The sequence below is a fragment of the Mesorhizobium sp. P5_C1 genome (genome assembly GCF_054049815.1).
In genome coordinates, this window is the sequence record NZ_JBFULQ010000017.1 from 1 (window position 1) to 26,830 (window position 26,830).

Annotated in this window: 26 protein-coding genes and 1 riboswitch; of the genes, 16 read left to right on the forward strand and 10 right to left on the reverse strand. The window is 63.9% G+C overall.

The annotated features are described in order from the left end of the window. The first annotated feature begins 490 nt into the window (after positions 1 to 490). Positions 491 to 1,909 (forward strand): magnesium transporter, encoded by a 1,419-nt coding sequence (gene mgtE, locus ACXJ7R_RS02900; RefSeq protein WP_457150498.1) that lies wholly within the window; start codon positions 491 to 493, stop codon positions 1,907 to 1,909. A 150-nt stretch (positions 1,910 to 2,059) separates the two neighbouring features. After that, complete coding sequence (locus tag ACXJ7R_RS02905) at positions 2,060 to 2,446, forward strand: MerR family transcriptional regulator (protein WP_006203215.1); 387 nt, start codon at positions 2,060 to 2,062, stop codon at positions 2,444 to 2,446. Positions 2,447 to 2,452: 6 nt separating this feature from the next. Here the strand turns inward: ACXJ7R_RS02905 and ACXJ7R_RS02910 are convergent, their stop codons facing one another. Continuing rightward, positions 2,453 to 2,929: a methyltransferase family protein gene (locus ACXJ7R_RS02910; protein WP_457150499.1), complete on the reverse strand. Its 477-nt coding sequence runs from the start codon at positions 2,927 to 2,929 to the stop codon at positions 2,453 to 2,455. After that, positions 2,926 to 3,924: a heparan-alpha-glucosaminide N-acetyltransferase gene (locus tag ACXJ7R_RS02915; protein WP_457150500.1), complete on the reverse strand. Its 999-nt coding sequence runs from the start codon at positions 3,922 to 3,924 to the stop codon at positions 2,926 to 2,928. Before ACXJ7R_RS02915 ends, ACXJ7R_RS02910 begins: the two co-directional genes overlap by 4 nt. Positions 3,925 to 4,160: 236 nt before the next feature. Here ACXJ7R_RS02915 and ACXJ7R_RS02920 point away from each other — a divergent pair, with 236 nt between their 5' ends. Beyond that, complete coding sequence (locus ACXJ7R_RS02920) at positions 4,161 to 5,360, forward strand: MFS transporter (RefSeq protein ID WP_457150501.1); 1,200 nt, start codon at positions 4,161 to 4,163, stop codon at positions 5,358 to 5,360. 3 nt (positions 5,361 to 5,363) lie between these two features. Here ACXJ7R_RS02920 and ACXJ7R_RS02925 read toward each other — a convergent pair whose 3' ends face one another. Next, entirely contained in the window at positions 5,364 to 6,539 is a 1,176-nt protein-coding gene (locus tag ACXJ7R_RS02925) for an aromatic ring-hydroxylating oxygenase subunit alpha (protein WP_457150502.1), read from the reverse strand. A 141-nt stretch (positions 6,540 to 6,680) separates the two neighbouring features. Beyond that, positions 6,681 to 6,877, forward strand: a riboswitch (cobalamin riboswitch). Between the two features lie 36 nt (positions 6,878 to 6,913). On the opposite strand from ACXJ7R_RS02925, the gene ACXJ7R_RS02930 reads away from it, so the two are divergent. Genes ACXJ7R_RS02930 through cobO form a run of 4 tightly spaced genes read left to right on the forward strand, consistent with a single transcriptional unit; the run spans position 6,914 to position 9,045 of the window. Continuing rightward, a complete protein-coding gene (locus ACXJ7R_RS02930) occupies positions 6,914 to 7,093 on the forward strand; it encodes a CbtB domain-containing protein (RefSeq protein WP_095087280.1) in 180 nt (59 codons plus the stop codon). Positions 7,094 to 7,108: 15 nt separating this feature from the next. Beyond that, entirely contained in the window at positions 7,109 to 7,912 is an 804-nt protein-coding gene (locus ACXJ7R_RS02935; protein WP_457150503.1) for a CbtA family protein, read from the forward strand. Continuing rightward, entirely contained in the window at positions 7,905 to 8,420 is a 516-nt protein-coding gene (cobU, locus tag ACXJ7R_RS02940) for a bifunctional adenosylcobinamide kinase/adenosylcobinamide-phosphate guanylyltransferase (protein WP_457150504.1), read from the forward strand. The genes ACXJ7R_RS02935 and cobU overlap by 8 nt, the downstream gene beginning before the upstream one ends. Before the next feature lies 1 nt (position 8,421). After that, complete coding sequence (cobO, locus tag ACXJ7R_RS02945; protein WP_457150505.1) at positions 8,422 to 9,045, forward strand: cob(I)yrinic acid a,c-diamide adenosyltransferase; 624 nt, start codon at positions 8,422 to 8,424, stop codon at positions 9,043 to 9,045. 22 nt (positions 9,046 to 9,067) lie between these two features. Here cobO and cbiB read toward each other — a convergent pair whose 3' ends face one another. Further along, positions 9,068 to 10,036, reverse strand: a complete 969-nt coding sequence (gene cbiB, locus ACXJ7R_RS02950; protein ID WP_457150506.1) for an adenosylcobinamide-phosphate synthase CbiB — start codon at positions 10,034 to 10,036, stop codon at positions 9,068 to 9,070. On the opposite strand from cbiB, the gene cobD reads away from it, so the two are divergent. Further along, positions 10,035 to 11,084 carry a threonine-phosphate decarboxylase CobD gene (gene cobD / locus ACXJ7R_RS02955; protein ID WP_457150507.1) on the forward strand — a complete coding sequence of 350 codons (1,050 nt, stop codon included), beginning with the start codon at positions 10,035 to 10,037 and terminating at the stop codon, positions 11,082 to 11,084. The genes cbiB and cobD overlap by 2 nt on opposite strands. Further along, entirely contained in the window at positions 11,081 to 11,590 is a 510-nt protein-coding gene (locus ACXJ7R_RS02960; RefSeq protein WP_457150508.1) for a tyrosine phosphatase family protein, read from the forward strand. The genes cobD and ACXJ7R_RS02960 overlap by 4 nt, the downstream gene beginning before the upstream one ends. Positions 11,591 to 11,631: 41 nt before the next feature. Here the strand turns inward: ACXJ7R_RS02960 and ACXJ7R_RS02965 are convergent, their stop codons facing one another. Further along, positions 11,632 to 12,435 carry a creatininase family protein gene (locus ACXJ7R_RS02965; RefSeq protein WP_457150509.1) on the reverse strand — a complete coding sequence of 268 codons (804 nt, stop codon included), beginning with the start codon at positions 12,433 to 12,435 and terminating at the stop codon, positions 11,632 to 11,634. A 54-nt stretch (positions 12,436 to 12,489) separates the two neighbouring features. After that, on the reverse strand, positions 12,490 to 12,873 hold the full coding sequence (locus ACXJ7R_RS02970; protein WP_457150510.1) for a RidA family protein: 384 nt from the start codon (positions 12,871 to 12,873) through the stop codon (positions 12,490 to 12,492). Positions 12,874 to 13,137: 264 nt separating this feature from the next. Between ACXJ7R_RS02970 and ACXJ7R_RS02975 the strand changes: the two genes are divergently transcribed. The 7 genes from ACXJ7R_RS02975 to ACXJ7R_RS03005 are packed head-to-tail and all read left to right on the forward strand — an operon-like array spanning position 13,138 to position 19,696. Then, positions 13,138 to 14,142, forward strand: coding sequence for an ABC transporter substrate-binding protein (locus ACXJ7R_RS02975; RefSeq protein WP_095087295.1), 1,005 nt, complete (start codon positions 13,138 to 13,140; stop codon positions 14,140 to 14,142). 11 nt (positions 14,143 to 14,153) lie between these two features. Further along, positions 14,154 to 14,984, forward strand: a complete 831-nt coding sequence (locus tag ACXJ7R_RS02980; RefSeq protein ID WP_457150511.1) for an ABC transporter ATP-binding protein — start codon at positions 14,154 to 14,156, stop codon at positions 14,982 to 14,984. Next, the gene (locus tag ACXJ7R_RS02985) at positions 14,971 to 15,822 is read left to right on the forward strand and encodes an ABC transporter permease (protein WP_457150512.1); all 852 of its coding nucleotides are present in this window, start codon (positions 14,971 to 14,973) and stop codon (positions 15,820 to 15,822) included. The genes ACXJ7R_RS02980 and ACXJ7R_RS02985 overlap by 14 nt, the downstream gene beginning before the upstream one ends. Before the next feature lie 4 nt (positions 15,823 to 15,826). Next, positions 15,827 to 17,125 carry a cytosine deaminase gene (locus ACXJ7R_RS02990; protein ID WP_457150513.1) on the forward strand — a complete coding sequence of 433 codons (1,299 nt, stop codon included), beginning with the start codon at positions 15,827 to 15,829 and terminating at the stop codon, positions 17,123 to 17,125. Continuing rightward, the gene (locus tag ACXJ7R_RS02995; RefSeq protein WP_457150520.1) at positions 17,125 to 18,528 is read left to right on the forward strand and encodes an FAD-binding oxidoreductase; all 1,404 of its coding nucleotides are present in this window, start codon (positions 17,125 to 17,127) and stop codon (positions 18,526 to 18,528) included. Before ACXJ7R_RS02990 ends, ACXJ7R_RS02995 begins: the two co-directional genes overlap by 1 nt. Beyond that, positions 18,528 to 19,109 (forward strand): NAD(P)H-dependent oxidoreductase, encoded by a 582-nt coding sequence (locus ACXJ7R_RS03000; protein WP_457150514.1) that lies wholly within the window; start codon positions 18,528 to 18,530, stop codon positions 19,107 to 19,109. The genes ACXJ7R_RS02995 and ACXJ7R_RS03000 overlap by 1 nt, the downstream gene beginning before the upstream one ends. Continuing rightward, positions 19,109 to 19,696, forward strand: coding sequence for an NAD(P)H-dependent oxidoreductase (locus tag ACXJ7R_RS03005; RefSeq protein WP_457150515.1), 588 nt, complete (start codon positions 19,109 to 19,111; stop codon positions 19,694 to 19,696). Before ACXJ7R_RS03000 ends, ACXJ7R_RS03005 begins: the two co-directional genes overlap by 1 nt. 168 nt (positions 19,697 to 19,864) lie before the next feature. Here the strand turns inward: ACXJ7R_RS03005 and ACXJ7R_RS03010 are convergent, their stop codons facing one another. From ACXJ7R_RS03010 to ACXJ7R_RS03025, 4 genes are all read right to left on the reverse strand, one after another. Continuing rightward, positions 19,865 to 22,315: a GcvT family protein gene (locus ACXJ7R_RS03010; RefSeq protein WP_457150516.1), complete on the reverse strand. Its 2,451-nt coding sequence runs from the start codon at positions 22,313 to 22,315 to the stop codon at positions 19,865 to 19,867. Further along, on the reverse strand, positions 22,312 to 23,493 hold the full coding sequence (locus ACXJ7R_RS03015; RefSeq protein ID WP_457150517.1) for a pyridoxal phosphate-dependent aminotransferase: 1,182 nt from the start codon (positions 23,491 to 23,493) through the stop codon (positions 22,312 to 22,314). Before ACXJ7R_RS03015 ends, ACXJ7R_RS03010 begins: the two co-directional genes overlap by 4 nt. After that, positions 23,486 to 24,391 (reverse strand): homocysteine S-methyltransferase family protein, encoded by a 906-nt coding sequence (locus ACXJ7R_RS03020; RefSeq protein WP_457150518.1) that lies wholly within the window; start codon positions 24,389 to 24,391, stop codon positions 23,486 to 23,488. The genes ACXJ7R_RS03015 and ACXJ7R_RS03020 overlap by 8 nt, the downstream gene beginning before the upstream one ends. Next, the coding region (locus ACXJ7R_RS03025; RefSeq protein ID WP_457150519.1) for a GcvT family protein at positions 24,388 to 26,830 on the reverse strand (2,443 nt) is incomplete at its 5' end. The genes ACXJ7R_RS03020 and ACXJ7R_RS03025, both read right to left, overlap by 4 nt.

The window sequence follows — 26,830 nt, forward strand, 5'->3', positions numbered from 1 at the left end:
CCGATATGACAAGCGGATTGCGCTCGGCGACAACGACGCGAATGCGTTGCTGTCCTGATGTGGCCTCGTTCGTTCTCGCCGACCTTGCGTTCAAGGGCTTCCGTTCTGGACCGGTTGCGGGCATGGGCGGACCCGGCTGGTATCCGGACCCTATGCCATGACAATCGCCGCAACCGCACCACGGTGCTCTTTCCCCAGCGACATGCGCTGTCGCGCCACCTGAACCGGTACCCAGTTGGTTTTGACGGGATCGGCATCGTCAGCCCAGCGCTCGGCGATGTCCGCCTCTGGCGACGTCAGGCCGGTAGGAGCGCGCGTATTTCGTTTGATATTCCGTGCGTTAGGACCATAGGTTCCCAAATCGAATCGTGCTGCCGCGCCATCTCTGGATCGAGCGGCGGATTCTCCCCAAAAGCGGTTTCCACTTTTGGGTCCGATGCTCTAGACCTGAGACGCACCTTTTCCGGGATTGCGATGGCGGGAGGCGCTGGTGGAAGGCCAGGACGAACGGACGACCGGCGCCAGGGCCGCTGAAGACGCCCACGCCGATATTTATGGCGAGGATGGCGCCGTCCTTTCGTCCTTCCTTGCCCAGATCGGTGCGGCGATCGCCGACCGCGACACGCTCACGCTCAAGCACGAAGTCGACCACCTGCACCAGTCGGAGCTCGGCGACCTGCTCGAGGCTCTGCATCCCGAACAGCGCCGCACGCTGGTCGAATTGTTGGGCGCCGATTTCGACTTCTCCGCGCTGACCGAGGTCGACGAGGCGATCCGTATGGAGATCGTCGACAATCTGCCCAATGCGCAGATCGCCCAGGCGGTGCAGGAGCTCGATTCCGACGACGCGGTCTACATTCTCGAAGACCTCGAAAAGGAAGACCAGGACGAGATCCTGTCGCAACTGCCGTTCACCGAGCGGATCAGGCTGCGCCGCTCGCTCGACTATCCGGAAGAGACGGCCGGCCGCCGCATGCAGACCGAGTTCGTCGCGGTGCCGCCGTTCTGGACGATCGGCCAGACCATCGACTACATGCGCGAGGACAAGAACCTGCCCGAGCGCTTCAGCCAGATCTTCGTCATCGATCCGACCTTCAAGCTGCTCGGCGCCATCGACCTCGACCAGATCCTGCGCACCAAGCGCGCGGTCAAGGTGGAAGAGGTCATGCATGAGACGCGACACGCCATTCCCGCCACCATGGACCAGGAAGAGGCGGCGCGGGAATTCGAACAGTATGACCTTCTGTCTGCCGCCGTTGTCGACGAGAACGAACGGCTGGTCGGCGTGCTGACCATCGACGACGTCGTCGACGTCATACAGCAGGAAGCGGAAGAAGATCTCCTGCGCATGGGCGGCGTCGGTGACGAAGAGCTCTCCGACAGCATCTTTTCGACCTCGCGCTCGCGCGTGCCTTGGCTGCTGGTCAACCTCTTGACCGCATTCCTGGCGGCATCGGTGATCGGCCTGTTCGACCGCACGATCGAGCATATCGTGGCGCTGGCAGTGCTGATGCCGATCGTCGCCGGCATGGGTGGCAATGCCGGCTCGCAAACCATGACGGTCACCGTGCGCGCGCTGGCGACCAAGGATATCGACATCTACAATGCCGGCCGCATCATCCGCCGCGAGATGGGTGTCGGCTTCATCAACGGAATCGTCTTTGCCATCCTGATCGGCATCGTCGCCGCGACCTGGTTCCACGACAACAATCTGGGCGGCATCATCGCCGCGGCGATGATCATCAACATGTTCGCGGCCGCTTTGGCCGGCATCCTGATCCCGCTGCTGCTCGACCGTTTCAAGATCGATCCGGCGGTCGCTTCGGCGGTCTTCGTCACCACGGTCACCGATGTCGTCGGCTTCTTTGCCTTTCTCGGCATTGCCACGTGGTGGTTTGCGGTGCCTTGAAGGCGCATCGTGCCCTCAATTGACTTTTACGTAAATGCCGTGCGAGGCTTGCGCGGGGTGCCATGTCGATTCCGGCTTGGCATGGGTTTGGTTCGGGACAGGAGGGGGTGCCGCATGGCGATCCCCGGGTTCCGGGGTGTGGGAGTGACAATGCGGGAATATTATTCGATCACCGAGCTGACCCGCGAATTCGACGTGTCGACGCGGACGCTGCGCTTCTATGAGGACGAGGGGCTGGTGCAGCCGGTGCGGCGCGGCCGCACGCGGCTGTTTCGCCCGTCCGACCGCCACCTCATTCGCCAGATCATGCGGGGAAAACGGCTCGGCTTTTCGATCAATGAGATCCGCGAAATCATCCAGATGTACAAGGAGCCCCCCGGCGAGGTCGGTCAACTCAAGCTGATGATCAAGCGCATCGAGGAAAAGCGCGAGGACCTGCGGCAGAAGCGCCGCGACCTCGAGGAGACGCTGGCCGAACTCGACCAGGCCGAGGAATCCTGCGTCGAGCGGCTCGTCGAACTCGGCGTCAATACGTAGCGCTGTTCAAATCCAGCGCCGCACTCTCTTGGCGTAGTCCCGGTATTTCTTGCCGAATTTCGCCGCCAGCACCTTTTCCTCGCCCTCGATCGCGACCTTCTGCGTGACAAAGGCAGCGATGAAGGCGAGCGGCAGGAACCATACGATCCCCGAGACAAAGGCGACGCCGATCAACAGCAGCGTGTTGGCCAGATACATCGGATTGCGGGTAATGCCGAACGGGCCTGTGGTAACCAGGTGATCGGGCACCGCGTTGGGATTGAGCGTGGTCTTGGCCCGAATCATGGTGCGGATCGCGGTGAACCAGAGTGCCGCGACGCCGAGCAGGGCCACCCAGCCGGCGGCGAACAGGATATCGCCCAAGAGGTCGCCAATCCAGGGCAGGGGATAGAGCAGGCCGAGTGCGATGCTGATGGCGATGGCAGCAATGTAGATCACTGGCGGCCACGGTATGAGCCCTGCCTTCGGCTGGTTCTCGGTCATTTGACCCCTCCCTCCGTCATCTTGTCTTCGGTCTTGGCGGTGCACATACCGGCGAGATCGGATATATGCGTCTTCCATTCGGCAGTCTGGTCGTTGTTGTAGAGCCGATCAAGTGAGGCTTCGCTCTCGAGCGTGTCGAGCATGCAGACACAGTAGCTCGAACAGAATTCGATGTCGCGCGACTGCTCGCAAGACAGCTGGCAGGTCTTCAGGAAGTTCACCTGCGGGGTTTCGACCTTCGCCGGCATGACTTGCGCGAACAGCCACACACAGCCGATCAAAAGCGGCTGGTGGATCAGGTAGAAGGCCAGGCTGTGGCGGCCGATGAAGATCAGCGGGTTGGCCCAGCGGCCGGGTGTCAATTCGGCAAGCCGGGCAAGCAAGCCCGAAGCGGAGGCGAGTTTAGTTACCGCGATGCCTGCAAGTACGGCGCCGAACCACGGAAACAGCGGCACGTAGTCGTTGGAACGCGGATTGATCGCCGACAGGCCGATCCACCACAGCCATGGATGGTCGAAGGCCTCGAAGCGCAGATAGACGGGCGCTGCGATGACCAGCGCTGCCACAAGCAGCGTCAGCAGCGCGGGCAGCCGCAGGAACGCGAGGCCGAGCAGGCTGGCCAGCGCGATCTCGTGCAGGATGCCGAAGAAGATAAAACCGTCCGGGGTGGCAATGCGGGTGGCAACCGAGATGGCGATCGCCGCTCCGGCGACCATGGCGAAGCGCCTCCAGAAGCCGTTCCAACGGATTTGCCGGCCATGGGCGAGGTATAGGCTGACGCCGACCAGGAACAGGAAGGTCGAGGCGATGCAGCGCGCGTAGACCTTCCACCAGCCGAAGGCGGTGAGGCCCGGGTCGGTATAGCCGAAGAATTCCAGGTCCCAGGTGAAGTGGTAGCTCGCCATGGCGATGAGCGCGATGCCGCGCACGATGTCGATGGCGACGATGCGCTTCGGTCGATCCTGAACAGATGCGGTCGGCGTGTGGATGCTCATGGTCTCGTATTTCTGATTCAGCCCCGCAAGACGACTATCACGGTTGCCACGGACAAAAGAAGGCCGGCAGCTTCGGGTATAGGCTGCGCTGCAGACGCTGGATCAGGCGCCGCCTTAGGCCAGCGCCGGAAAGCCTTTGGCCGACTTCGCTTTTGCCGGATAGGCGTCGGTTTCCTGTTACCCGCGCAGGAATCACCACGGCAGATTTGACCCGCTGATTCTGCTTTGGGGAAGCAATGTCCACCCATGTGCGCCACCCGGTCTGGCTGCCGGCCTTGCGGCCGGCCGACGCGCGCACCTTCGCCTCGCTCTATGCGGTCGAATCCTTCGCCCGCGCCACGGTGTCGAGCGTCATCCCGATCCAGGCCTACGAGATCCTGCATAACGAGCAGATCGTCTCGATCCTCTACACCATCGTGGCGATGCTCGGCCTGTCGGTAACGCTGTTCATGCCGATGCTGATCCGACGCTTTGCCCGGCGCTGGGTCTACACGGCAGGCGCCTGCCTGCTGGCCATCGGCGCGTTGTTCTTCGTCACCCATACGCTTGCCGGACAATTGGCCGGCATGCTGTGCCGCGTGATGGGCGCCAGCGCGCTGTCGATCACGCTCAACCTCTACATCATGGACCACATCCGCAAGACCGATTTCATGCAGGCCGAATCACTGCGCATGGCGTGGTCGATGTTGGCCTGGACCGGCGGGCCGACGCTCGGCATCTTCCTCTACACGCGCTTCGGCATCTACGCCGCGCATGGTGCGGTGGCGGTGTTCGCGCTGGCCTTGCTGGCGCTGTTCTGGACCTACCGCCTGGGCGACAACCCATCGATCCGCCCTGGCAAGATGCGGCCGGCCAATCCGCTCGCCAATATCGGTCGCTTCGTCGCCCAGCCCAGGTTGCGGCTGGCCTGGCTGATCGCCTTCGGCCGCTCCTGTTTCTGGACGACGTTCTTCGTCTACGGGCCGCTGTTCATGGTCATCACCGGCGAGGGCAAGCTGGCCGGCGGTCTTTTGGTTTCGGCCGGCAATGCGCTGCTGTTCATGGCCATTTTCTGGGGCAAGGCGGGAAAGCGCTTCGGTGGCCGCCGAACCATGACATTTGCCTATTTCGCCATGTCGGCCATGCTGCTGGCGGCGGGTGCGGTTGGCCAAACCGTGCCGCTGCTCACCGGCGCCTTGCTGCTCTGCGGCGCTTTCTTCACCATCGCGCTCGATGCGCTGGGCTCGACCGCCTTCATGCGCTCGGTGCGATCCTATGAAAGGTCGCAGATGGCGGCGGTCTACCGGACCTATCTCGACTTTTCCGAACTGACGCCGCCGCTGGTCTATTCGGTGGTGCTGGCGTTCTTCGGGCTGGGCTCGGTGTTCGTCACGCTCGGCCTGCTGGCGGCGGTCTGCGGCTTCGTGACCTGGCGATACCTGCCGAAATCGCTGTGATCTTCAGGGCTTGGGGATAACCGCTGCGTGCCGCTCGCGGATCCAGTTGTGGAAGCGGTGCAGGTCGTACTCCTCGGGCATCAGCACGCCGGCCGCATGGCGCATCGAGCGCAGACCTTTCTGATTGACCTCGCAGATCGCCGCATCCTCCTCCAGCACCTGTTTGCCGAAGGCGACGATGTTGTCGATGTCGGTTGCATCAAGCGCCTCCGGCGCAAACAGCCATTCGGCGACAAGCTCGGTCTGCTCGGGGCCAAGCGGCACCAGCCGCACGGTCCTGATATAGTCGACATGGCCGACGACGAACATCGACGGCAGGTTGGTGGCGTAGGTCTGGCCGGCGGCGCGTTCGGCTGATGTGAGGCCGGCAAAGACCGGCCCATGCGCCTGTCCGTCGCGCGACCATGTCTGCGCGCCGGCGCGCAGGCCGCCGGAAAACTCCGGCGCGTCATTGTCGGCGTGGCGGGACCATTCGGGATCGTCATGGCGGCCCATCAGGCCGCGGCCATAGATCGGCACCAGCCGCGACAGGTCCTTGTGGACGCCCGGACAATGCAGGCACTCGTTGAAGTTTTCCCAAAAGATCTTCCAGTTGCAGTTCATCACCTTTCGCAGCACATGGCCGGTAACAAGCGTCTCCAGCGGCCAGTTGGCGAGACTGCCGGATGCTGGATCGAAGGATATTTCCGCCGAGCCGGCGGCGTCCTCCTGCAGATTGACGAAGACAAAACCGCGCCATACGGAGAGCGCCACGCGATAGAGCGGATGATTTGCCTTGTCGAAGCCTTCCGGCAGCGACTTCGACGGCACGCGCACGAGGTCGCCGCGCAGCGAATAGGACCAGGCATGGTAGGGGCAGGTGATGAGCCGCGCCTTCAGCCGGCCTTCGCGTTCCTGGCAAAGCTGCGAGCCGCGATGGCGGCACGTGTTGTGGAAGGCGCGCAGTTCGCCGGTTTCGTCGCGGAGCGCGACGATTTCCTGCGTGCCGACGCGGAAGGTGCGGAATGAAAGCGGCTGCGCAAGGTCGGCCTCGCGGCAGACGAGCAACCAGCTTTTGTACCAGATGGCGTCGAGATCGCGCTGATAACTGTCCGCATCCCAATAGGCCGACGATGGCAGCGTGGGTTCGGCCCGGGTCAGGCCGTTGTAGGGATCGCGCTCGCTGGCAATGGGCTGCATGGCTGGCTTCCTGTGGACTTGTCAGCCGACACCCGACCACGGGAATTGTCAATTGTTGTGCCGGAGACCCGATTTATCTGGATGGCGCAATCGCGCTGGTTGTCGGCGGAATTTGGTTTGCCGGTCGCGACGATTTTCCCTATAGTCGCGCTTGTCGTCGGTTCCGTTTGGAGCCAAGAGGGAATGCGGTGCGGGCGGACTTGTTGCCCAATGCCGTGGCTGCCCCCGCAACTGTGTGCGGTAGTCCTCTCCATATGCCACTGAAGGTTTCTCTTCGGGAAGGTGGGGAAGGGCGCTGATCCGCGAGCCAGGAGACCTGCCGGCGACAGGAAACTGACTTCGATGCCCTCGGGTGGAGGGTGAAAGGACAAGACATGACTACCGCTTCCGTCTCCCTCGGCGCCTCCGTCTCCTCGCAGTCGCGCTTCATGCAGCTTGCACTCGTGGCGCTGCTCGGCATCTTCGTCGTCGGCTTTGTCGGCTTCTCGCATATCGATGCGGTCCACAATGCGGCTCACGACTATCGCCATTCGATGGCGTTTCCCTGCCACTGACGAGGATTTGACATCATGAACCTGTTTCGCAACGTCGTGTTCATCGCGGCGATCGCAGGGCTCGTGGCCGGCGTCGTTCTCGCATGCCTGCAGGCCTATGCCACCGTGCCGCTGATCCTCAAGGCGGAAGTCTACGAACAGGCCGGCGGCGGCCATCACCATGACCATGCCGCTCCTGCCGCAACCGATACCAGCGCCATGAGCACAGCCGCTCCGGCGGGGAATGCGATGAGCTCCGCCGCCCCGGCGCCGGCGGAAGCAGCCGCTCCGGCGGCGGAAGACGAAGGCTGGGCGCCGGCCGACGGTTTCGAGCGTTTCGCCTTCAGCGTTGTCGCCAATATCGTCACCGGCATCGGTTTTGCGCTGATCCTGGTCGCGGTTTCCGAATTCGCCGGCGGCATCGGCAATTGGCGCCAGGGCGTGTTCTGGGGCCTGGCCGGCTTTGCCGTGTTCACGCTGGCACCGGGCCTCGGCCTGCCACCGGAATTGCCTGCCATGCCGGCGGCCGATCTCACGCAGCGCCAGATCTGGTGGTGGGCGACGGTGGTGGCGACCGCGGCGGGTCTCGGCCTGATCGCGTTCCGCAAGTCGCTGCCGCTTGCAATCCTTGCCGTCCTGCTGATCGTCGCGCCGCATATTGTCGGCGCACCGCAGCCCGACAGTTTCGAGACGCCGATCCCGGAAGGCCTGCACCACCAGTTCGTGGTGGCGGTTACGGTGACCAACCTGGTGTTCTGGCTGGTGCTCGGCGCCGTCGTCGGCGTGGTGCGCGGCCGCTTCACCGGCACCGCGACCAGCCTGCGCGACAGCTTTGCCTGATCGCAGCAAGCTGACCTTCATCATCGGCGGTGCGCGCTCCGGCAAGAGCGCGCATGCCGAAACCCTGGCGACGGTTCTACCCTCGCCATGGACCTATATCGCCACGGCGCAAGCCTATGATGACGAAATGCGTGAGCGTATCGCGTTGCACCGCTCGCGGCGCGGCGAGGGCTGGGCGACCATCGACGCACCGCTCGATCTCGCCGGCACGCTCGAGGCTTTGCCGGACGATCAGCCGGTGCTTGTCGACTGCCTGACACTGTGGCTGACCAATCATATGCTGGCCGAACACGACCTCGACCTTGAATGCCGTCGGCTGACGGACGTGCTGTCGCGGCCGCGCGGGCCCTGGTTCGTCGTGTCCAATGAAGTCGGCCAAGGGATCGTGCCGGACAACGCACTGGCGCGCCGTTTTCGCGATGCCGCCGGCCGGCTCAACCAGCAGGTGGCCGCTGTCGCCGACACGGTGCTTCTGATGGTGGCGGGGCTGCCGCTCAAGGTGAAATGAAATGACCGATATCGACAACAAGACCGACCGGGATGAAGAACGCCACCGCGCCAAGATGGCCAAGCGCAAGGCGGTGCAGGATGCCGAGGTGGCGGCCAAGACGATCGAGAAGGGGCTGCTGATCGTCAACACCGGGCCGGGCAAGGGCAAGACCACCGCTGCTTTTGGTCTGGCTTTGCGGATACTCGGCTACGGCAAGCGTGTCGGCGTCGTCCAGTTCATCAAGGGCAAATGGCACACCGGCGAGAAGGATGCCTTCGCCGCCTTTGGCGACCGCGTCGTCTGGCACGCCATGGGCGAGGGGTTCACCTGGGAGACCCAGGATTTGAAGCGCGACATCGCGGCGGCCGAAGCCGCATGGGCCAAAGTGCTCGATCTGATGGCCGATCCGTCGATCAGCCTGTTGGTGCTCGACGAGCTGAACATCGCACTGCGCTACGATTATCTCGATCTCGACAAAGTGGTTGCGGCGCTGAAGGCGCGGCGCGAGGGCCTGCATGTCGTCGTCACCGGCCGCAACGCCAAGCCGGCAATGGTCGAGGCGGCCGATCTCGTCACCGAAATGGGTGTAACCAAACACCATTTCTCGGCGGGCGTGAAGGCGCAGCAAGGCATCGAGTTCTGATAGCCTTAACCAGCAGGCCCGATCACGCGACGATGACGATTGCCGAGACCAAACCGAACAGCGCGATCAGCAGATAATCGGCGACACGATAGAGTTTCAGCGCCTGCCTGATATCGATGCTGTCGGCTTCGCGGCGGCCGCCTTCGCCCATGAAGACGTCGTCGACCAGCACGCCGCCGTAGCTGCGCGGCCCGGCGAGGGCCAGGCCGAGCGCGCCGGCCATCGCCGCTTCCGGCCAGCCGGCATTGGGCGAGCGGTGTTTTTTCGCGTCGCGCCACACGGCATGCCAGGCGTTTTTCGCATCAGCACCCCTGACCAGGAATGCGGCCAGCACGATCAACAGCGCCGTCAGCCGCGATGCCGGCAGGTTGATCCAATCGTCGAAGCGCGCCGCCGCCCAGCCGAACGCTTCGTGGCGCGGGGTGCGGTGGCCGATCATCGAATCGGCGGTGTTGGCGGCCTTGTAGGCAGCGCCTCCGGCCAGCCCGGCGACCCCGGTCCAGAAGGCGGGAGCAACGATGCCGTCGGAAAAATTCTCGGCCAGGCTCTCGATCGCCGCGCGGCTGACACCGGCCCGGTCCAGCGATTCGGGATCGCGGCCGACAATGCGCGAGACGGCGATGCGTCCAAGAGCAAGGCCACCTGTGTCGAGCGCGTCGGCCACGGCCTCGACATGCTCGTAGAGGCTCTTCTGCGACAGAAGCGATGTCGCCAGAAGGGCGGCAATGATCAATCCCATGGGAACGAACCAGAGCAGGATCTGCACGCCGAGCCCGATCGCCGCCGGCACCAGCACGATGACCAACAGCGCCTGGACACCACGCTTGCGACGCAGCGCGTCGGGATCAGTGGCGCGGTTGAGCCGGCCGTCGAGAAAGGATATCAGCCTGCCGAACCACGTCACCGGATGGCCGATGGCGCGAAACAGCCAGTCCGGGTAACCCAGGACGAATTCAGCGGCCAATGACAGGAAAGCGATCAGGATTGACATGAAGCTTCTTGATGGGGCGGCGGTGGACCATGGTGGAAGTCTCGGCCGGGCGAGGGCGCTTTTCCCCAACGCGCCGCAGCCTTTCGTCGACCTCTCGACCGGTATCAATCCGCACTCCTACCCGCTTTTCGAGTTGCCCGCCACCACCCTGTCGCGGCTGCCGGAGGCCGGACGTGGCCGCGAGCTGGTCGAGATCGCGGCGAGCGCCTATGGCGCGCCTTCGCCGGCCAACCTTGTCGCGGCACCCGGCACGCAGATCCTGTTGCCGCGCGTCGCATCGCTGATAGCGCCCGGCAAAGCGCTGGTGCTGGGTCCGACCTATGCCGAACATGCGCGGGCAGCGGCGATCGCCGGGCACGCGGTGACGGAGGTCGGCGATTTCGAAGTGTTGGCGGAAGCCGACCTTGCCATCATCGTCAATCCCAACAATCCGGATGGGCGCATCATCGCGCGCGACAGGCTGCTGGCGCTGGCCGCAGGGCTGCGCGCCAAGGGCGGGCTGCTGGTCGTCGACGAGGCGTTCATGGATGTCGGCCCGCGTCAGCACAGCCTTGGCGGCGATGTCGGCCGGGGCGGCATCGTGGTGCTGCGCTCGTTCGGCAAGTTCTTTGGCCTGGCCGGGCTGCGGCTCGGTTTTGCGCTTTCCGATGCGGCGACGGTCGGCCGGCTGGACAACCAATTCGGACCATGGGCCGTCGCCGCCCCGGCGCTGGAATATGGCATCCGCGCGCTTGCCGATATCGACTGGCAGGACGCGATGCGGGCATCCCTTGCGGAGGCATCGGCACGGCTCGACGCGCTGTTCGGCCGCTTCGGCGCTGCTGTCGCGGGCGGCACCACATTGTTCCGCTATCTCCACTTGCCCGACGCCGCCGACCTGTTCGCCACACTTGGCGAGCGAGGCATCCTGCTGCGCCATTTCGCCGACCGTCCTGGCGTCTTGCGCGCCGGCCTGCCGGGGAGCGAGGTGGAATGGCAGCGGCTCGAATCCGCTCTTGCCGAATGGGCGTCGCGGCGCAAGGATCGATCGAAGGGTTCGAAACAATGATCCATGTCTGTTCGCTGGCAAAGGTCGAGGAAACGGTGGCAAGGACCGGCGCCGATCGCATGCTGTCGTTGCTCGCCGCCGGAACCGATGTTGTGCGCCCGGCCTCGATCGCCCGGGAGAATCATCTGCATCTGGTCATGCACGACATTGCGGTGGCGCAGGACGGCATGACCATGCCGGGCGAGGAGCATGTCCGCAACCTGCTCGATTTCGCGCGCCGATGGGACCGGGCAAAGCCGATGGTCGTGCATTGCTATGCCGGCATCAGCCGCTCGACCGCCTCGGCCTACATCATCGCCGCGGCATTGGCACCGAAGCGCGACGAAGCCGAACTGGCTCAGACGCTGCGGACGCTGTCTCCCTCAGCGACGCCCAACCCGCGGCTGATTGCGGTGGCCGACCTCCTGCTCGACCGCAACGGCCGCATGATCGAGGCGATCCAGGCGATCGGGCGCGGCGCCGACGCTTTTGAAGGAGCGCCCTTTGCGCTGAAGATCGACCTCTAGGACATGTTGATATTCAGGTGACCTGCCCTGAGACGGGAGTGCTATTTCAGCCAGTCGGCAAGCTCTGCCTTCCGCACATCGCGCAGCAGGCTGATGAAACCATCGGCCTGATGTTCTGATGTCAGCCGGCCTTTCTCGGCCGTGGCGATGCTGGCATCGCCGACCACGCCATTCGGGTTGAGATCGCTGGCGATCCAGGCAAAGGCATGGGTGCCGGTGTGGCGCAGCAGCGAAAATTCCTTTTCAGCCTTCGCGACATTGGAAACGAAATTGTCGGCCTTGCCCATGTCGACGAGATCTGGCCGGAAATGCAGCATCAGCGACGTCTCGACATCGCCGCCATGGATGCCGTGACGGTCCTCGATTTCGGTGTACATGCCCGCCGGGCGGCCAAAGCGCTGCCAGCTGGTCTTCACCGCCAGCATGTTTTCGCGCACGCGCAGTTCGCGCGTGACGATGCCCATGATCTCTTCATTGCCGCCATGCGAATTGACGACGATCAGCTTGCGCACGCCGGCCCGTGCGATCGACAGGCCAATTTCGGTCCAGGCGTCGACCAGCGTCGTTGCCGGCAGGGTGAGGGTGCCCGGTGCGTGAAGATGCTCGTTCGACTTGCCCACCGCCTGCACCGGCAGGATGCGGATGTCGAGATCGTCTGGAAGGCGGGCAATCACTGTGTCGAGCATGCCGTTCATGATCGCAGTGTCGGTCGAGACCGGCAGATGCGGACCATGCTGCTCGATCGCCGCCAGCGGCAGCACGGCGATCGTCGCCTCCGGGTCGATCGAGGCGTATTCGGTCGTGCGGTAGTCGCCCCACCACACGCGTTTGTTTGCAACGGTCATGTCACGCCTCTTCGATAATAGGTCAGACCTAGCGCGGCAAGCGCGGCCTGTCGATCACCCAGCCGCGATGGCCTCGACCTCGACCTTGAATTCAGGCCGGGCGAAACCCGAGACGATCATCAGCGTCGAGGCCGGCGCCGGGCTGGAAAACAGCCGGTCGCGGACATCCATATAGGGTCGCAGGTGCGCGCGGTCGGTGACGTAGGCGTTGATGCGGACGATATCCTGCAGCACCAAACCGGCCTCTCCGAGCACTGCCGCGATGTTGCGGAAGCAGAGTTCGGCCTGTGCGCCGGCATCTTCCGGTATCTGGTCGTCCGCCGTGATGGCGACCTGGCCCGAGCACAGCACCAGCCGCTTGCCGGCGGGCACCTCGACGCCGTGGCTGTAGCGGGCAAAGGGTGGTTTTATCGACTTCGGGGTGAGGAACTTGAACATGGCAATCTCCGGTTCGCCGGTAGCCTAAGACCGGATGCACCATACCTTCAAGATGGCGGTGCATGTCGCTGGGGCGATTGTGGACAGGCGTTCAAAAAATAGGCACGATGCCTCCGGTGCAGCACGACCCGTCCGGCTTCGCAGATGGCTGTGGTGCAAGCGGGCGGTCCCGGCGCAAGACGCCGGTGGCATGTGTCTTGCTTCTTGAATCTCTGGTGTCGAGCCTGGCGCGTGGCGTGCCGGAGCAAACAAAGGGTGATGTTGATGTACGGAAAACAGAAGATCTCGGTGGCGGTGGTGGCCCTGCTTGCGGCCAGCACGCTCGGTGCCGCGGCGAATGAAAAAGTCACCTTCGGCACCAACTGGTTGGCCGAGCCGGAGCATGGCGGATATTATCAGGCGGTGGCTGACGGCACCTACGCCGCCTGCGGCCTCGACGTCACCATCATGCAGGGCGGTCCGCAGGTCAGCGGCCGGCCGATGCTGCTTGCCGGCAAGATCGATTTCTACATGGGCGGCAATCTGCTGTCGGCTTTCGATGCCGTCCAGCAAGGCATTCCGATGCGCGTGGTGGCGGCGGATTTCCAGAAGGACCCGCAGGTCATCATGTCCCACCCCGGCGAGGGGCTCGACAAGTGGGAAGATCTGAAGAACGCCGACCAGTACATATTGGGCGACGAGGGCGTGCAGACCTTCTTCCAGTGGATGGTCATCGAGCTCGGCTTCGACGCCGCCAAGCGCGCGCCCTACACCTACAACACCGCTCCCTTCCTCGCCAACAAGAAGTCGATCCAGCAGGGCTACGTCACCTCCGAGCCGTTCGCGGTCAAGAAGGAAGGCGGCTTCGTACCGAACCAGTTCCTGCTTGCCGACTATGGCTGGGACACCTACTCGACGACGATCGAGGTGATGCAGGACACGATCGACAAGAAGCCGGAGGTGGTCCAGTGCTTCGTCGATGGCTCGGCCAAGGGCTGGTACAAATATCTCTACGGCGACAACAAGGCCGCCAACGACATGATCAAGAAAGACAATCCTGACATGAGCGACGAGCAGATCGCTTTCTCGATCGAGCAGATGAAAAAGTTCGGCCTTGCCGATTCAGGCGACACCGAAAAGCTCGGCATCGGCGCCATGACCGACGCGCGCATCCAGAGCTTCTACGACAAGATGGTCAAGGCCAAGGTCACGCCAGCCGGCATCGACATCAAGAAGGCCTACACGCTGACCTTCGTCAACAAGGGTGTCGGGCTCGAGCTGAAGAAGTAGGCCGTTCCGGCATGATGCAGGAGAATGTGGCGCAAGCGCCGGCGAACGCGTCGGATGTCGCTCCGACATTGCTGGCGCTGCGTGGCGTCGGCAAGGTCTTTTCCAACGGCGTGACGGCGCTCAACGATGTCGATCTGACGATCCGGGAAGGCGATTTCCTCAGTCTGCTCGGACCGTCCGGTTGCGGCAAGTCGACGGCGCTGCGGCTGATCGCCGGCCTGTCGACCCCGACCTCCGGCGTGCTCGACTGGCGCGGCGGCGGCTCGCTTGACCGCTCCAACATCGGCTTCGTCTTCCAGGAGCCGACGCTGCTGCCCTGGGCCAGCGTCTTCGACAATGTCTGGCTGCCGCTCAGGCTGAAAGGCGTTTCCCGCGCCAAGGCGGCGCCGGCGGTGACGCAAATGCTGGCGCGGGTTCACCTGACCGGCTTCGAAGACGCGGTGCCGCGCGAACTGTCCGGCGGCATGAAGATGCGTGTCTCGATCGCGCGCGCCATGGTGACGAAACCGCGTGTGCTGTTGATGGACGAGCCGTTCGCCGCGCTCGACGAGATCACCCGCTTCAAGCTCAACAACGATCTTCTGGAGCTGTGGCAGGACGAGCGCTTCACCGTCGTCTTCGTCACCCACAGCGTCTTCGAAAGCGTGTTTCTCTCCAACCKCGTCGTCGTCATGGCGGCGCGGCCGGGCAGGGTGTTCGACGAACTCGCCATCGAGGCAGCCTATCCGCGCGACGAGGCGTTCCGGACCTCGCCCGACTATGCGGCGTTGTGCCGGCAGGCCTCCGACGTGTTGGTCAAGGCCATCAATTCAACAGCAGGCGCGCATCATGACGGCCATTGACGAGGGCGTGCTGAAGCTCGATCCCGAGGAAGCGCGCCGCGTGCGCCAGGATCGGCTCGAACGGATTGGTCGCTGGGTGTTGCCGCTGGCGATCATGATCCTGGCGATCTGGCTATGGGATCGCATCTGCGTGTGGAATGAGATCCCGCAATACATCCTGCCGCGCCCCGGCGTGGTGCTGTGGACGCTCTACAACGATGCCGGCCTGCTGTTTTCCGCGCTGCTGGTGACCTTGCGCATCACCTTCCTCAGCCTGGCCTTGGCCGTCATCGGCGGTGTCGGGCTGGCGGTGCTGTTCGCGCAATCGAAATGGGTCGAGATGTCCTTCTTCCCGTTCGCCATCGTGCTGCAGGTGACGCCGATCGTGGCGATCTTTCCGCTGATCAACATCTATGTCGACAACCAGACGACCAAGCTCCTGCTCTGCGCCTGGATCGTTGCCTTCTTTCCGATCCTGTCCAACACAACGCTCGGCCTCAATTCGGTCGACCGCAACCTGCGCGACATGTTCAAGCTCAATGGCGCGACGCGCTGGCAGCAGTTGCGCTATCTCAGATTGCCGGCGGCGATGCCGTATTTCCTGGGCGGGTTGAAGATCGCCGGCGGCCTGTCGCTGATCGGTGCCGTGGTGGCCGAGTTCGTCGCCGGCGCCACCGGCCAGTCGTCGGGGCTTGCCTCACGCATCATTGAAGCCGGTTACCGGCTCAACGCGCCGCGGCTGTTCGCGGCGCTGTTCCTGATTTCGCTCACCGGCATCCTGATCTTCCTCGTGCTGTCGCTGATTTCGCATCTCATTTTAAGGCGCTGGYACGAAAGCGCGCTGAAGCAGGAGCGCTAGTTCCTTGGTACCGAACACAGGTTCATACCGCCTCGCCAACGCCCGGCTTCACGCGTCCCTGACGCCGGGATTCACAGCTGCTTTCGACAGCGATGGCTTTGCTCTTGCAGACATCRCTGTCGCCGACGGCAAGATTTCCAGCATTGCCGTACATGCCCGTACCGTKCCGGTGGACACCACAGACCTTGCCGGCCGCATCATCCTGCCGTGCTTCGTCGACTGCCATACGCATATCGACAAGGGCCATATCTGGCCACGAAAGCCCAATCCGGATGGCACCTTCATGGGTGCGCTGAGCGCCACCGGCGCCGACCGCACTGCGCGCTGGAACGCCGAGGACGTGGCGCGGCGCATGGATTTCTCGCTGCGCTCAGCCTACGCGCATGGGACCAGGGCGCTGCGGACTCATCTCGACAGCGTCGCGCCGCAAGAGGAAATCTCCTGGCCGGTGTTCGAAACGATGCGCGAGACATGGCGCGGCCGCATCGAATTGCAAGGCGCATGCCTGATCGGCATCGAGGGCGTGCGCGACAAAAAATGGTTCGACAGGCTGGCAAAAAGGGTAGCCGCGGCCAAGGGTGTTCTCGGTGTGGTCACCTATATGGTGCCGGATCTCGAAGAGCTGCTCGACCACGTCTTCGCGCAAGCGATCAAGCATGGCCTAGATCTCGATTTCCATGCCGACGAAACCGACGACATCGCGGCGATCTCTCTGAAGAAGATCGCCGAGGCGGCACTCTGGAACGGCTTCGAGGGCAACATCCTCGTCGGCCATTGCTGCTCGCTGGGGCGCCAGCCGGACCTCGATGTGCTCGACACGCTGGACAAGGTGGCGAAGGCCGGGCTCGCGGTCGTGTCGCTGCCGATGTGCAATCTCTATCTGCAGGACCGGCGCGGCGACCACACCACACCGCGCTGGCGTGGCGTGACGCTGCTGCACGAGATGAAAGCGCGTGGCATTCCGGTCGCTGTCGCTTCCGACAACACGCGTGACCCATTCTATGCCTATGGCGATCTCGACATGCTGGAGGTCTACCGCATGGCGACGCGCATCCTGCATTTCGATCATCCGGTCGCCGACTGGCCGCAAGCGGTCACCGCGACACCTGCCAGGGTGATGCGGCTCGACGGTTTCGGCACGCTCGCTGCCGGCGGGGATGCCGACTTCGTCGTGTTCAAGGGCAGGAGCTGGACGGAATTGCTGTCGCGGCCCGAATCGGATCGCATCGTCGTGCGCAGCGGGCGCGCGATCGACCGGCAACTGCCCGACTATGCCGAACTCGACGAACTGATGGTGGAATGATGGACGTTTCGGCGCTCAAACGCGATCTCGAAGGCCTGAAGCTCGACGACAATCCGGCCATCGTCCAGCAGAAGAGCCGCGACTTCTACTGGTACAGCCCGGTGCTGAAGCAGCAGCTCGACCATGTCACCGGCGACCTGATCGTGACGCCGAAGGACGAGGCCGAACTGATCCGCGTGCTTGCGGCCTGCCACAGGCATGGCGTGCCGGTGACGCCGCGCGGCAGCGGCACGGGCAACTACGGCCAGGCCATGCCGCTCTCCGGCGGCGTGGTGCTCAACCTTGCCGAAATGAACGAGATCAAGTCGATCGCGCCGGGGCGCGTGGTGACCGGACCAGGTGCGGTTCTGGCCGACATCGACAAGGCAACGCGGGCCCATTCCGGCCAGGAACTCCGGCTGTCGCCCTCCACCTACAACACGGCTTCGATCGGCGGCTTCATTGCCGGTGGCTCGGGCGGCGTCGGCTCGATCAATTTCGGCGGCCTGCGCGATTTCGGCAATGTGCTTCGCCTGCGCGTGGTGACCATGGAGGCCGAGCCGAAGGCGCTCGAACTCACCGGCGAGGATTTGCACAAGGTGACCCACGCCTTTGGCACCAACGGCATCATCACCGAAGTCGAGATGCCGCTGACATCAGCCTATGACTGGGTCGATGTCATCGTCGGCTTCGACAGCTTCATGGAAGCGGCCCGCTATGGCAATGCGCTGGCTTGCCAAGACGGCATCCTGACCAAGCTGATCACGCCGATAGCGGCACCCGTGCCGCAGCTCTATTTCAAGCGGCACCAGAAATTCCTCAGGGAAGGGCAGAGCGTCTGCGTCGTCATGGTGGCGCAGCATGGGCTCGACGCCTTCCTGGCCTTCACCAGCCGAACCGGCGGCGAGGTTATTTTCAATGCCGCCACAGCGACGCCGGAGGACAAGAAGGGCCTGCCGCCCGCCTATGAGCTGGCCTGGAACCACACCACGCTCAGGGCGCTGCGCGTCGACCCCTCGATCACCTATCTGCAATCGCTCTATCCCTTCCCCAACCAGCTGGCGTTGGTCGAGAAGATGGACGCGATGTTTCCCGGTGAGGTGTTCTCGCATCTCGAATTCGTGCGGCTGGACGGCAACATCACCTGCTTCGGCCTGCCGCTGGTCAAGTTCACCACCGAAGCGCGGCTCGACGAGATCGTGCGCATGCATGAGGAGAATGGCTGCCCGATCTTCAACCCGCACCGCTACACGCTGGAAGAGGGCGGCATGAAGCAGACGGATGCGGTGCAGCTTGCCTTCAAGCGCGAGACCGATCCGCAGGGCCTGCTCAACCCCGGCAAGATGATCGCTTGGGAAAACCCGGACTACGACTACCGTTCGGGCCGGACCTTCCTGTTCAAGGGGCTGCAAAAGGCCGGCTGATGAACATTCTCGTCCTCCACGCCCATCCGGTCGAGACCAGCTTCAATGCCGGCCTGCACCGGATGATCGTCGAGCGGCTGACGGCAGCGGGCCACAAGGTCGACGATTGCGATCTCTACGCCGAGGATTTCGATCCGCGCCTGACGCGCCAGGAGCGGCTGGACTACCACAATGCGCGCGGCCCGGCCGACCCTGTGGCGCCTTATGTCGAGCGCCTGCTGCGGGCCGAAGCGCTGGTGCTGTCCTACCCGGTCTGGAACTATGGCTTTCCGGCGGTCCTGAAAGGCTTCTTCGATCGCGTCTTCCTGCCCGGCGTGTCGTTCAAGCTGGTCAATGGCAAGGTGCAGCCCTCGCTGCACAACATCATCAAGGTCGCGGCGGTCACCACCTATGGCGGCAGCCGGTTCCGCGCCATGCTGATGGGCGATCCCCCACGCAAGCTGATCAAGCGCATGCTGCGCGCCACCGTAAAGCCCGGCGCGCCGGTGAGCTATCTCGCGCACTATGCAATGAACCTGTCGACCGCTGAAACGCGCAAGGCGTTCATGGCGAAGGTCGCGGCCAGCATGGACGCCTTCTGATGCGGGCTCTGGTTGTCTACTGCCATCCGGTGCCGGAGAGTTTTTGCGCGGCGATCCGTGCCACTGCCGTCGAGGTGCTGAAGGCGCGAGGCTGGGAGGTGCGGATGCTCGATCTCTATGCCGAGAAATTCGACCCGGTGATGGGATGCGACGAACGGCGCTCCTACAACGACCAGGCGCCGCAGGATCCGGCGCTGAAGCCGCATTTCGAGCTGCTCAACTGGGCCGAAGCGATACTGTTCGTCTATCCGACCTGGTGGTATGGGCTTCCGGCGATGCTCAAGGGCTGGCTCGATCGGGTGTGGGCGACGGACGTCGCGTTCAAGCTGCCGGCGGGCAAGGGGCGGATCAAGTCGCTGATGACGCATGTGACCAAGGTCGGTGTCATCACCACCTGCGGTGCGCCGACCTGGTGGAGCGTCGTCGTCGGCCAGCCCGGACGCAAGACCCTGCTGCGCGGCATGCGGGCGCTGTGCGCGAGGCGCTGCCGGACCTTCTTCCTGGCGCACTATCTGATGGATGCCTCGACGCCGCAGACACGGGCTGCGTTTCTGGCGAAGGTGCGATGGAAGCTGGAGCGGTTCTGAGGGGCTTGACCCTCCCCCTTGTGGGGAGGGTCACATAGCAAATGCCGCAAAGCGGCTTTTGCGAAGTGGGGTGGGGGTCTCGTAGGGCGCACCCCCCACCCCGTCTCGCGATCTTCGATTCGCTACGACTGCGAGCCGACCCTCCCCACAAGGGGGAGGGTGAAACAACTACATCCTCGTCCGCTCCGACTTCGGGTCATACATCGGCTTCAGCGATGCTTCCGCAGCAAAACGCTCGCCGGCGATCTCGATCTCGTAGGACGATGCCAGAACATCCGCCTCGCTCTCGCCCAGACACGGCACATAGCCCAGCCCAATGGCGCCGCCGAGATGATGGCCGTAATTGCCCGAGGTGATCGGGCCGACGATCTTGCCGTCGCGCAGGATCGCCTCGTTGTGGAAGAGCAGGGGCTGCGGCTCCTTCAACCGGAACTGCACCAGCCGGCGTGACAGGCCGGCCTCCTTCTTCCGCAGCACCGCATCGCGACCGATGAAGTCGCCCTTGACCGTCTTCACGGCAAAGCCGAGGCCGGCTTCCAGCACATTGTCCTCATCGGTGATGTCGTGGCCGAAATGCCGGAAGGCCTTTTCGATGCGGCAGGAATCCAGCGTGTGCAGGCCGCAGAGCTTCAGGCCGACATCAGTACCCGCCTCGTCGATCGCCTCGAAGACATGAGCTGCCTGGTCGGTCGAGACGTAGAGTTCCCAGCCGAGTTCACCGACATAGGTGACGCGATGGGCGCGGGCCAGGCCCATGCCGATCTCGATCTCCTGGAACGTCCCAAACGGGTTGGCTTCGTTGGAGAAATCATTCGGGCTGACCTTCTGTATCAGCTTCCGTGAGTCCGGCCCCATCAGGCAAAGCACGGCTTCAGCGGCGGTGACATCGGTGATGACCACGAATTCGTCGGTCAGATGCTTGCGCAGCCAGGCGAGGTCGCGCTGCAGCGTCGCGCCGGGAACGACAAGGAAGAAAGCCGTTTCCGACAGCCGCGAGACGGTGAGGTCGCTTTCGATGCCGCCGCGCTGGTTGAGCATCTGTGTGTAGACGATCTTGCCCGGCGCCACGTCCATGTCGTTGGCGCAGAGCTTTTGCAGGAAGGCGCAGGCATCGCGGCCCTCGACGCGGATCTTGCCGAACGAGGTCATGTCGAACAGGCCGACCTTGTTCCTGACCGCCAGATGCTCCTCGCGCTGGTTGTCGAACCAGTTCTGCCGCTTCCAGGAATAGCGGTATTCGCGCTCCTGGCCCTCGCGGGCGAACCAGTTGGCGCGCTCCCAACCGGCGACCTCACCGAAGACGGCGCCACGCGCCTTGAGATGTTCATGCAGGGGTGAGCGACGGACATCGCGCGAGGTCGCCATCTGCCGATAGGGGAAATGATCGGCATAGAGCAGGCCGAGCGTTTCGGAGACGCGCTCCTTCAAATAGCGGCGGTTCTTCTGGAATGGCTGGGCGCGGCGAATGTCGACTTCCCACAGATCAAAGGGTGCTTCGCCGTCATTGATCCACTGCGCCAGCGCCATGCCGGCGCCACCGGAGGAGACGATGCCGATCGAGTTGTAGCCGGTCGCCATCCAGTAGCCGGACAGCTCCGGCGCCTCGCCGAGATAGTAGCGGTCGTCGGGGGTGAAGCTCTCGGGACCGTTGAAGAAAGTATGGATGCCGGCGGTCGCCAGCATCGGCATCCGGTTGACGCCCATTTCGAGGATCGGCTCGAAATGGTCCATGTCCTCAGGCAACTGATCGAAGCAGAAATCCTCGCGGATGCCGTCCATGCCCCAGGGTTTTGCCACCGGCTCGAAGGCGCCCAGCATCATCTTGCCGGCGTCTTCCTTGTAATAGGCGCACTCGTCGGGAACGCGCAGCACCGGCAGGCGGGTAAGGCCCGGGATTGGCTCGGTGACGAGATAAAAGTGCTCGCAGGCGTGCAGAGGGATGGTGACGCCGTTCTGGGCGCCAAGCTCACGCGCCCACATGCCGGCGCAGTTGACGACGATGTCGGCTTCGATGGTCCCTTGTTCTTCGCCTTGCGCCCACGACACGCCGGCGACGCGACCGGCCTTGGTGTGGACCTTGGTGACCTTCACATTCTCGACGATGGTGGCGCCGCGCTGGCGGGCACCCTTGGCCAGCGCCATCGCAATGTTGGCGGGGTCGCATTGGCCGTCGAGCGGCAGATGCACGGCGCCGACGACGTCGGACACATTGAGATGCGGGTACATCTCCTTGACTTCATTCGGTGAAATCTCGCGCACGTCGACATCGAACGCGCGGGCGAGAGACGCCTGCCGGTAGATTTCATGCTTGCGCTCCTCAGTCAGCGCCACCGTGATCGAGCCGACCTGCCGCATGCCGGTGCCGACCTCGGTCTCGGCTTCCAGCTTGACGTAGAGGTCGGCCGAATATTTCGCCAGCCGGGTCATGTTCTGCGAGCCGCGCAACTGGCCGATCAGGCCGGCGGCATGCCAGGTCGTGCCCGATGTCAGCTGCTTGCGCTCCAGGAGCACGATGTCGGTCCAGCCGAGCTTGGCCAGATGATAGGCGACCGAACAGCCGGAGACGCCGCCGCCGATGATGACAGCTCTTGCCTTGGTGGGGATGGCCTTGGCGGTCATGCGGCCTCGCGGCGATAGCTGGAGGCAAAACGGCGCAGCCGAAGTGCTGCTTCCTGCAACACGAGCTCCGGCTGGCAAAGGCTGATGCGAATGTGGCCGGCGGCGGCCTCGCCGAAGCTGGAGCCGGGCATCACGCCGACCTTTTCCTTGTCGAGCAAGGCCCAGGCGAATTTCTCGTCGTCGGGTTCGACGGCCGATATGTCGAGCATGACGTACATACCGCCGTCGGAACCGCGCACGGTGACATCGTTCATGCCACGCACGGCGTCGAGCAGGATGGTGCGGCGCGCGGCGTAGCGTTCGGCGATTTCCTTGACGCCATAACGGTTCTCGAGCGCCTCGGCGCAGGCAATCGAGATGAAGGCCGGCAAGCCATAGGTCGTCACCAGATTGAGATTGACCAGCAGCGAAATCATCTCTTGTGGTCCCGTCAGCCAGCCCATGCGCCAGCCGGTCATGCCATGGCTCTTCGACATGGAATTGATGACCAGAGTGCGCTCGGCCATGCCGGGCAGCGAGCGCGGCGAGACGTGCTCGCCGCCGCCCAGTGTCCAGTAGACCTCGTCCGACAACAGCCAGAGGTCATGCTCCCTGCAGACCTCCGCCAGCTGTTCCAGCCGCTCGCGCGAATAGACCGCACCGGTCGGGTTGTTCGGCGTGTTGATCAGGATGGCGCGCGTGTTAGGCCGAAGTGCTGTGCGGATCATGTCGGCGTGCGGCTGGAAGCCATCCTCGGCCGGTGTCTCGACCACGGTGAAACTGGCACCGGCGGCGCTGAACGTGTTGGGATAGGTGGCGTAGTAGGGCGCCACCACGATGGCATGGTCGCCCTGGTCGAGAACAGCCTGCACGGCCGCGTAGAGTGCGGCCTGGCYGCCCGGCGTGGCGATGACCTGATCCGGCGTCGTCTCGACGCCGGTGCAGGCGCTCGAGGCTGCCGCCATAGCCTTGCGCAGGCGCGGCAGGCCGGGAAGCGGGGTGTAGTGGTGATTGCTGCCGCGAACCGCGGTCACACAGGCTTCGATGGTTTCCGAGGGCGTGTCGAAATCATGGTCGCCCACTGACAGCATGATGATGTCTTCGCCGGCCGCCTTGCGGGCCCAAGCGGCCGAATGGACTTCCCAACCGTCCTTGCCCGAAGGCACGATGCCGGAAATGCGCGATGATGGTCTAGGCATGTATATCTCCCGAAATTTCGTAACCGGCCTGTTCGAGCCGGTCGCGCAGCGCGGCGATGTGTGGCGGTCCGACTTCGCAGCAGCCGCCGACAATGCTCGCGCCGGCCTCCATCCAGCCGATCGCCTGTTCTGCATAGGCGTCCGGACCGAGGTCATGGCGAGCGTGCAGGACATCCACCGTGCCGCCATGCTTGAGCGCTTCGACCGAGGTGAAGCCGTTGGCATAGGCGCCAACCGGGCCGCCGAGATCAATCAGCTCGGGCAGCGCTGCGCTGACTGCCTCGGGCCGGCAACAATTGACCAGCCGCGCTGCCACCGCCAGGCCATCGAGAGCGCTTGCTGCCGCGGCCAATGCCTCGCCACTGCGCAGGCGTGGCTTGCCATGATCGGCCAGCGTCCACGAAACCCATACCGGCTTGCCGCTTTCCGACGCCGCGGTCACCGCCGCACGCGCCTCCTCGGTGGAAGCCATGGTCTCGCACAGGAACAAGTCGACGCCATCAGCCTGCTCGGCAACGATGCGGCGGTAGATGTCGAGCGTATCCTCGAATGAAATGGTCAGCGCATGGGCATAGCTACCGAAAAGCGGTGACAGGCAGCCGGCGATGGTCGCCTCGCCGGCCTGCTCGCAGGCTTGCCTTGCAAGCTCGATGCCGCGCTTCTGCAAGGGCTTGAAGAGGTCTTCCGCGCCCTCGCGCGCCAGGCGTTCGGGTGTCGCCGAATAGGTGTTTATGGTGATGACGCGGGCGCCGGCACGGATAAATTCCGCGTGCAGGTCGCGCACGAGATCCGGTTCGTCGATCAGCACCCTGGCCGACCATAATGGCGTCGGCTCGGATTTGCTGCGGCGGACCAGTTCCTGGCCCATGCCGCCATCCGTGAGGATGATTTTCTTCATGCGCGCAGCCTCTCGTTCTTTGGATCCCACAAGGGCTCGTCCTTCTGCACGACCGCCTGAAAACGGTYGCCGAAGATTTCGACCTCGATCGCTGTTCCCGGTTCCGCCAGATCGGCGCGCAGCATGCCGAGCGCGATCGATTTGTCGATCCGATGACCCCAGCCGCCCGATGTCGTTTCACCGACGATCTTGCCGTCGTGCCAGAGTGTGGAAACAGAAGGGGCGTCGCAGTCACCGGGGTTCTCGACGACCAAAGTGACGAAACGCTTCGTCACGCCTTGCTGCTTCTCGTTCAGCAGTGCCGCCTTGCCGCGGAAATCGGGCTTGTCCCATTTGACGAAGCGCTCCAGCCCGCCCTGGAGGATCGAATAGTCGGTCGACAGGTCACCCTTCCAGGTGCGGTAGCCTTTTTCGAGCCGGAGCGAATCCAGCGCGTACATGCCGAATGGCCTGAGGCCATGCTGTTCTCCGGCCGCGCAGATGGCGTCAAAGATGGCGGCGGTGTCGTCGACCCTGGTGTGGATTTCCCAGCCGAGTTCGCCGGCGAACGAGACGCGCACCAGCTTCGCCCAGCGTCCGGCGATCTTCGTCTCCTGATGCGTCAGCCACGGCAAAGCAAGGTCGGCGCTGCAGACATCGGCGAGGATTTTTCGCGAGTTCGGGCCGGCCAGGATCTGGGTCGAAAATTCCTCGGTGCGGTCGATCAGCCTGAACGGCGCATTCTTGGGCATCCTCGATTTCAGCCATTCGAAATCATGCCATTGCGCGACCGCCGCGGTGATCAGCGTCATCAGGTTCTCGTCATGGCGCACGACCGACATTTCGGTGACGATGCGGCCCTTGTCGTCGGCGAAATAGACGAGGCCGATGCGGCCGATCTTCGGCACCAGTCCGGTGACCTGCAGGCTCAGCCATTCGGCGGCACCTGGTCCGTCGAGGTTGAAGCGCGAGAAGCCCGGCAGGTCGAGGATGCCGGCTGCGTCGCGAACGGCAAGGCATTCCTCGCGGACGCGATGCTGCCACGGTCCTTCGCGACGGAAGGTCAGCGTCGCTTCCTCTGACATGTCGTCGCCGTCCTTGGCGTACCAGGTGGCGCGTTCCCAGCCATTATAGGCGTCGAAGCGGGCGCCGAGCGCCTTGATGCGATCATGGATCGGCGACAGCTTGCGGTCACGGCCTTCCGGCCACGCATGGCGCGGGAACTGGATGGCGTATTCGTTGCCGTAGATCTCCTTGCCTTTGGCGACGCAATAGTCCGGCGCGGCAGCAAAGGAGGTGAAGCGGCGCGGATCGCACGACCACATGTCCCATTCGGTCTGGCCCTGTGTCACCCACTCGGCCAGCACCTTGCCGGCGCCGCCGCCCTGGGCGATGCCGAAGGTGAAGACGCAGGCCTCGAAGGCGTTGGGAACGCCGGGCATCGGCCCGATCAGCGGATTGCCGTCCGGCGTATAGGGGATCGGCCCGTTGATGACCTTGGACAGGCCGGCGGTGCCCAGGATCGGCACGCGGGCCACGGCATCGGCCAGATAGTGTTCCAGCCGGTCGAGGTCGTCGGGGAACAACTGGAAGGAAAAGTCCTCCGGCATCGGATCATTGTGGGTCGCCCAATGCGCGCGGCAGTTGCGCTCATAGGGACCGAGATTCATGCCGTTCTTTTCCTGGCGCAGATAGTAGGAGGTGTCGACGTCGCGCAGCAGCGGCAGTTTCTTGCCCTGTTCCTTCGACCATGCCGCCAGTTCGGGGATTTCCTCGAACAATATGTACTGATGGCTCATCACCATCATCGGCACCTCGCGGCCGAACATCTTGCCGACTTCGGCGGCGCGGTAGCCGGCGGCATTGACGACGATCTCGCAGCGGATTTCGCCTTGCGCGGTCTCGACCACCCATTCGTCGTTCTCGCGGCGCACGCCGGTGACCGGGCAGAAGCGGATGATCCTGGCACCCATGTCGCGCGCGCCCTTGGCCAGCGCCTGGGTCAACTGCGCCGGATCGATGTCGCCGTCGCTCGGGTCGTAGAGCGCGCCTTTCAGATCATGCGTCTCGATGAAGGGATAGCGGCGCTTGATCTCGTCCACGCCGACGACGTCGATGTCCATGCCCTGATAGCGGCCCATGCCCTTGGCGCGCTGGAACTCCTGCATGCGCTCGACCGAGTGGGCGAGGCGAAGCGAACCGGTGACGTGGTAGTTCATGGGATAGTCGACCGCTTCGGCCAGCCCGCGATAGAGCTCGGTCGAATAGCGCTGCATGTTCATCAGCGACCAGGACGACGAGAAGGTCGGCACATTGCCGGCGGCATGCCAAGTCGAGCCGGAGGTCAGTTCGTTCTTTTCGAGCAGGACGCAGTCGGTCCAGCCCGCTTTGGCGAGATGATAGAGCGCGGACGTGCCGACGGCACCACCTCCGATGATCACCACGCGTGCCGTGCTCGGC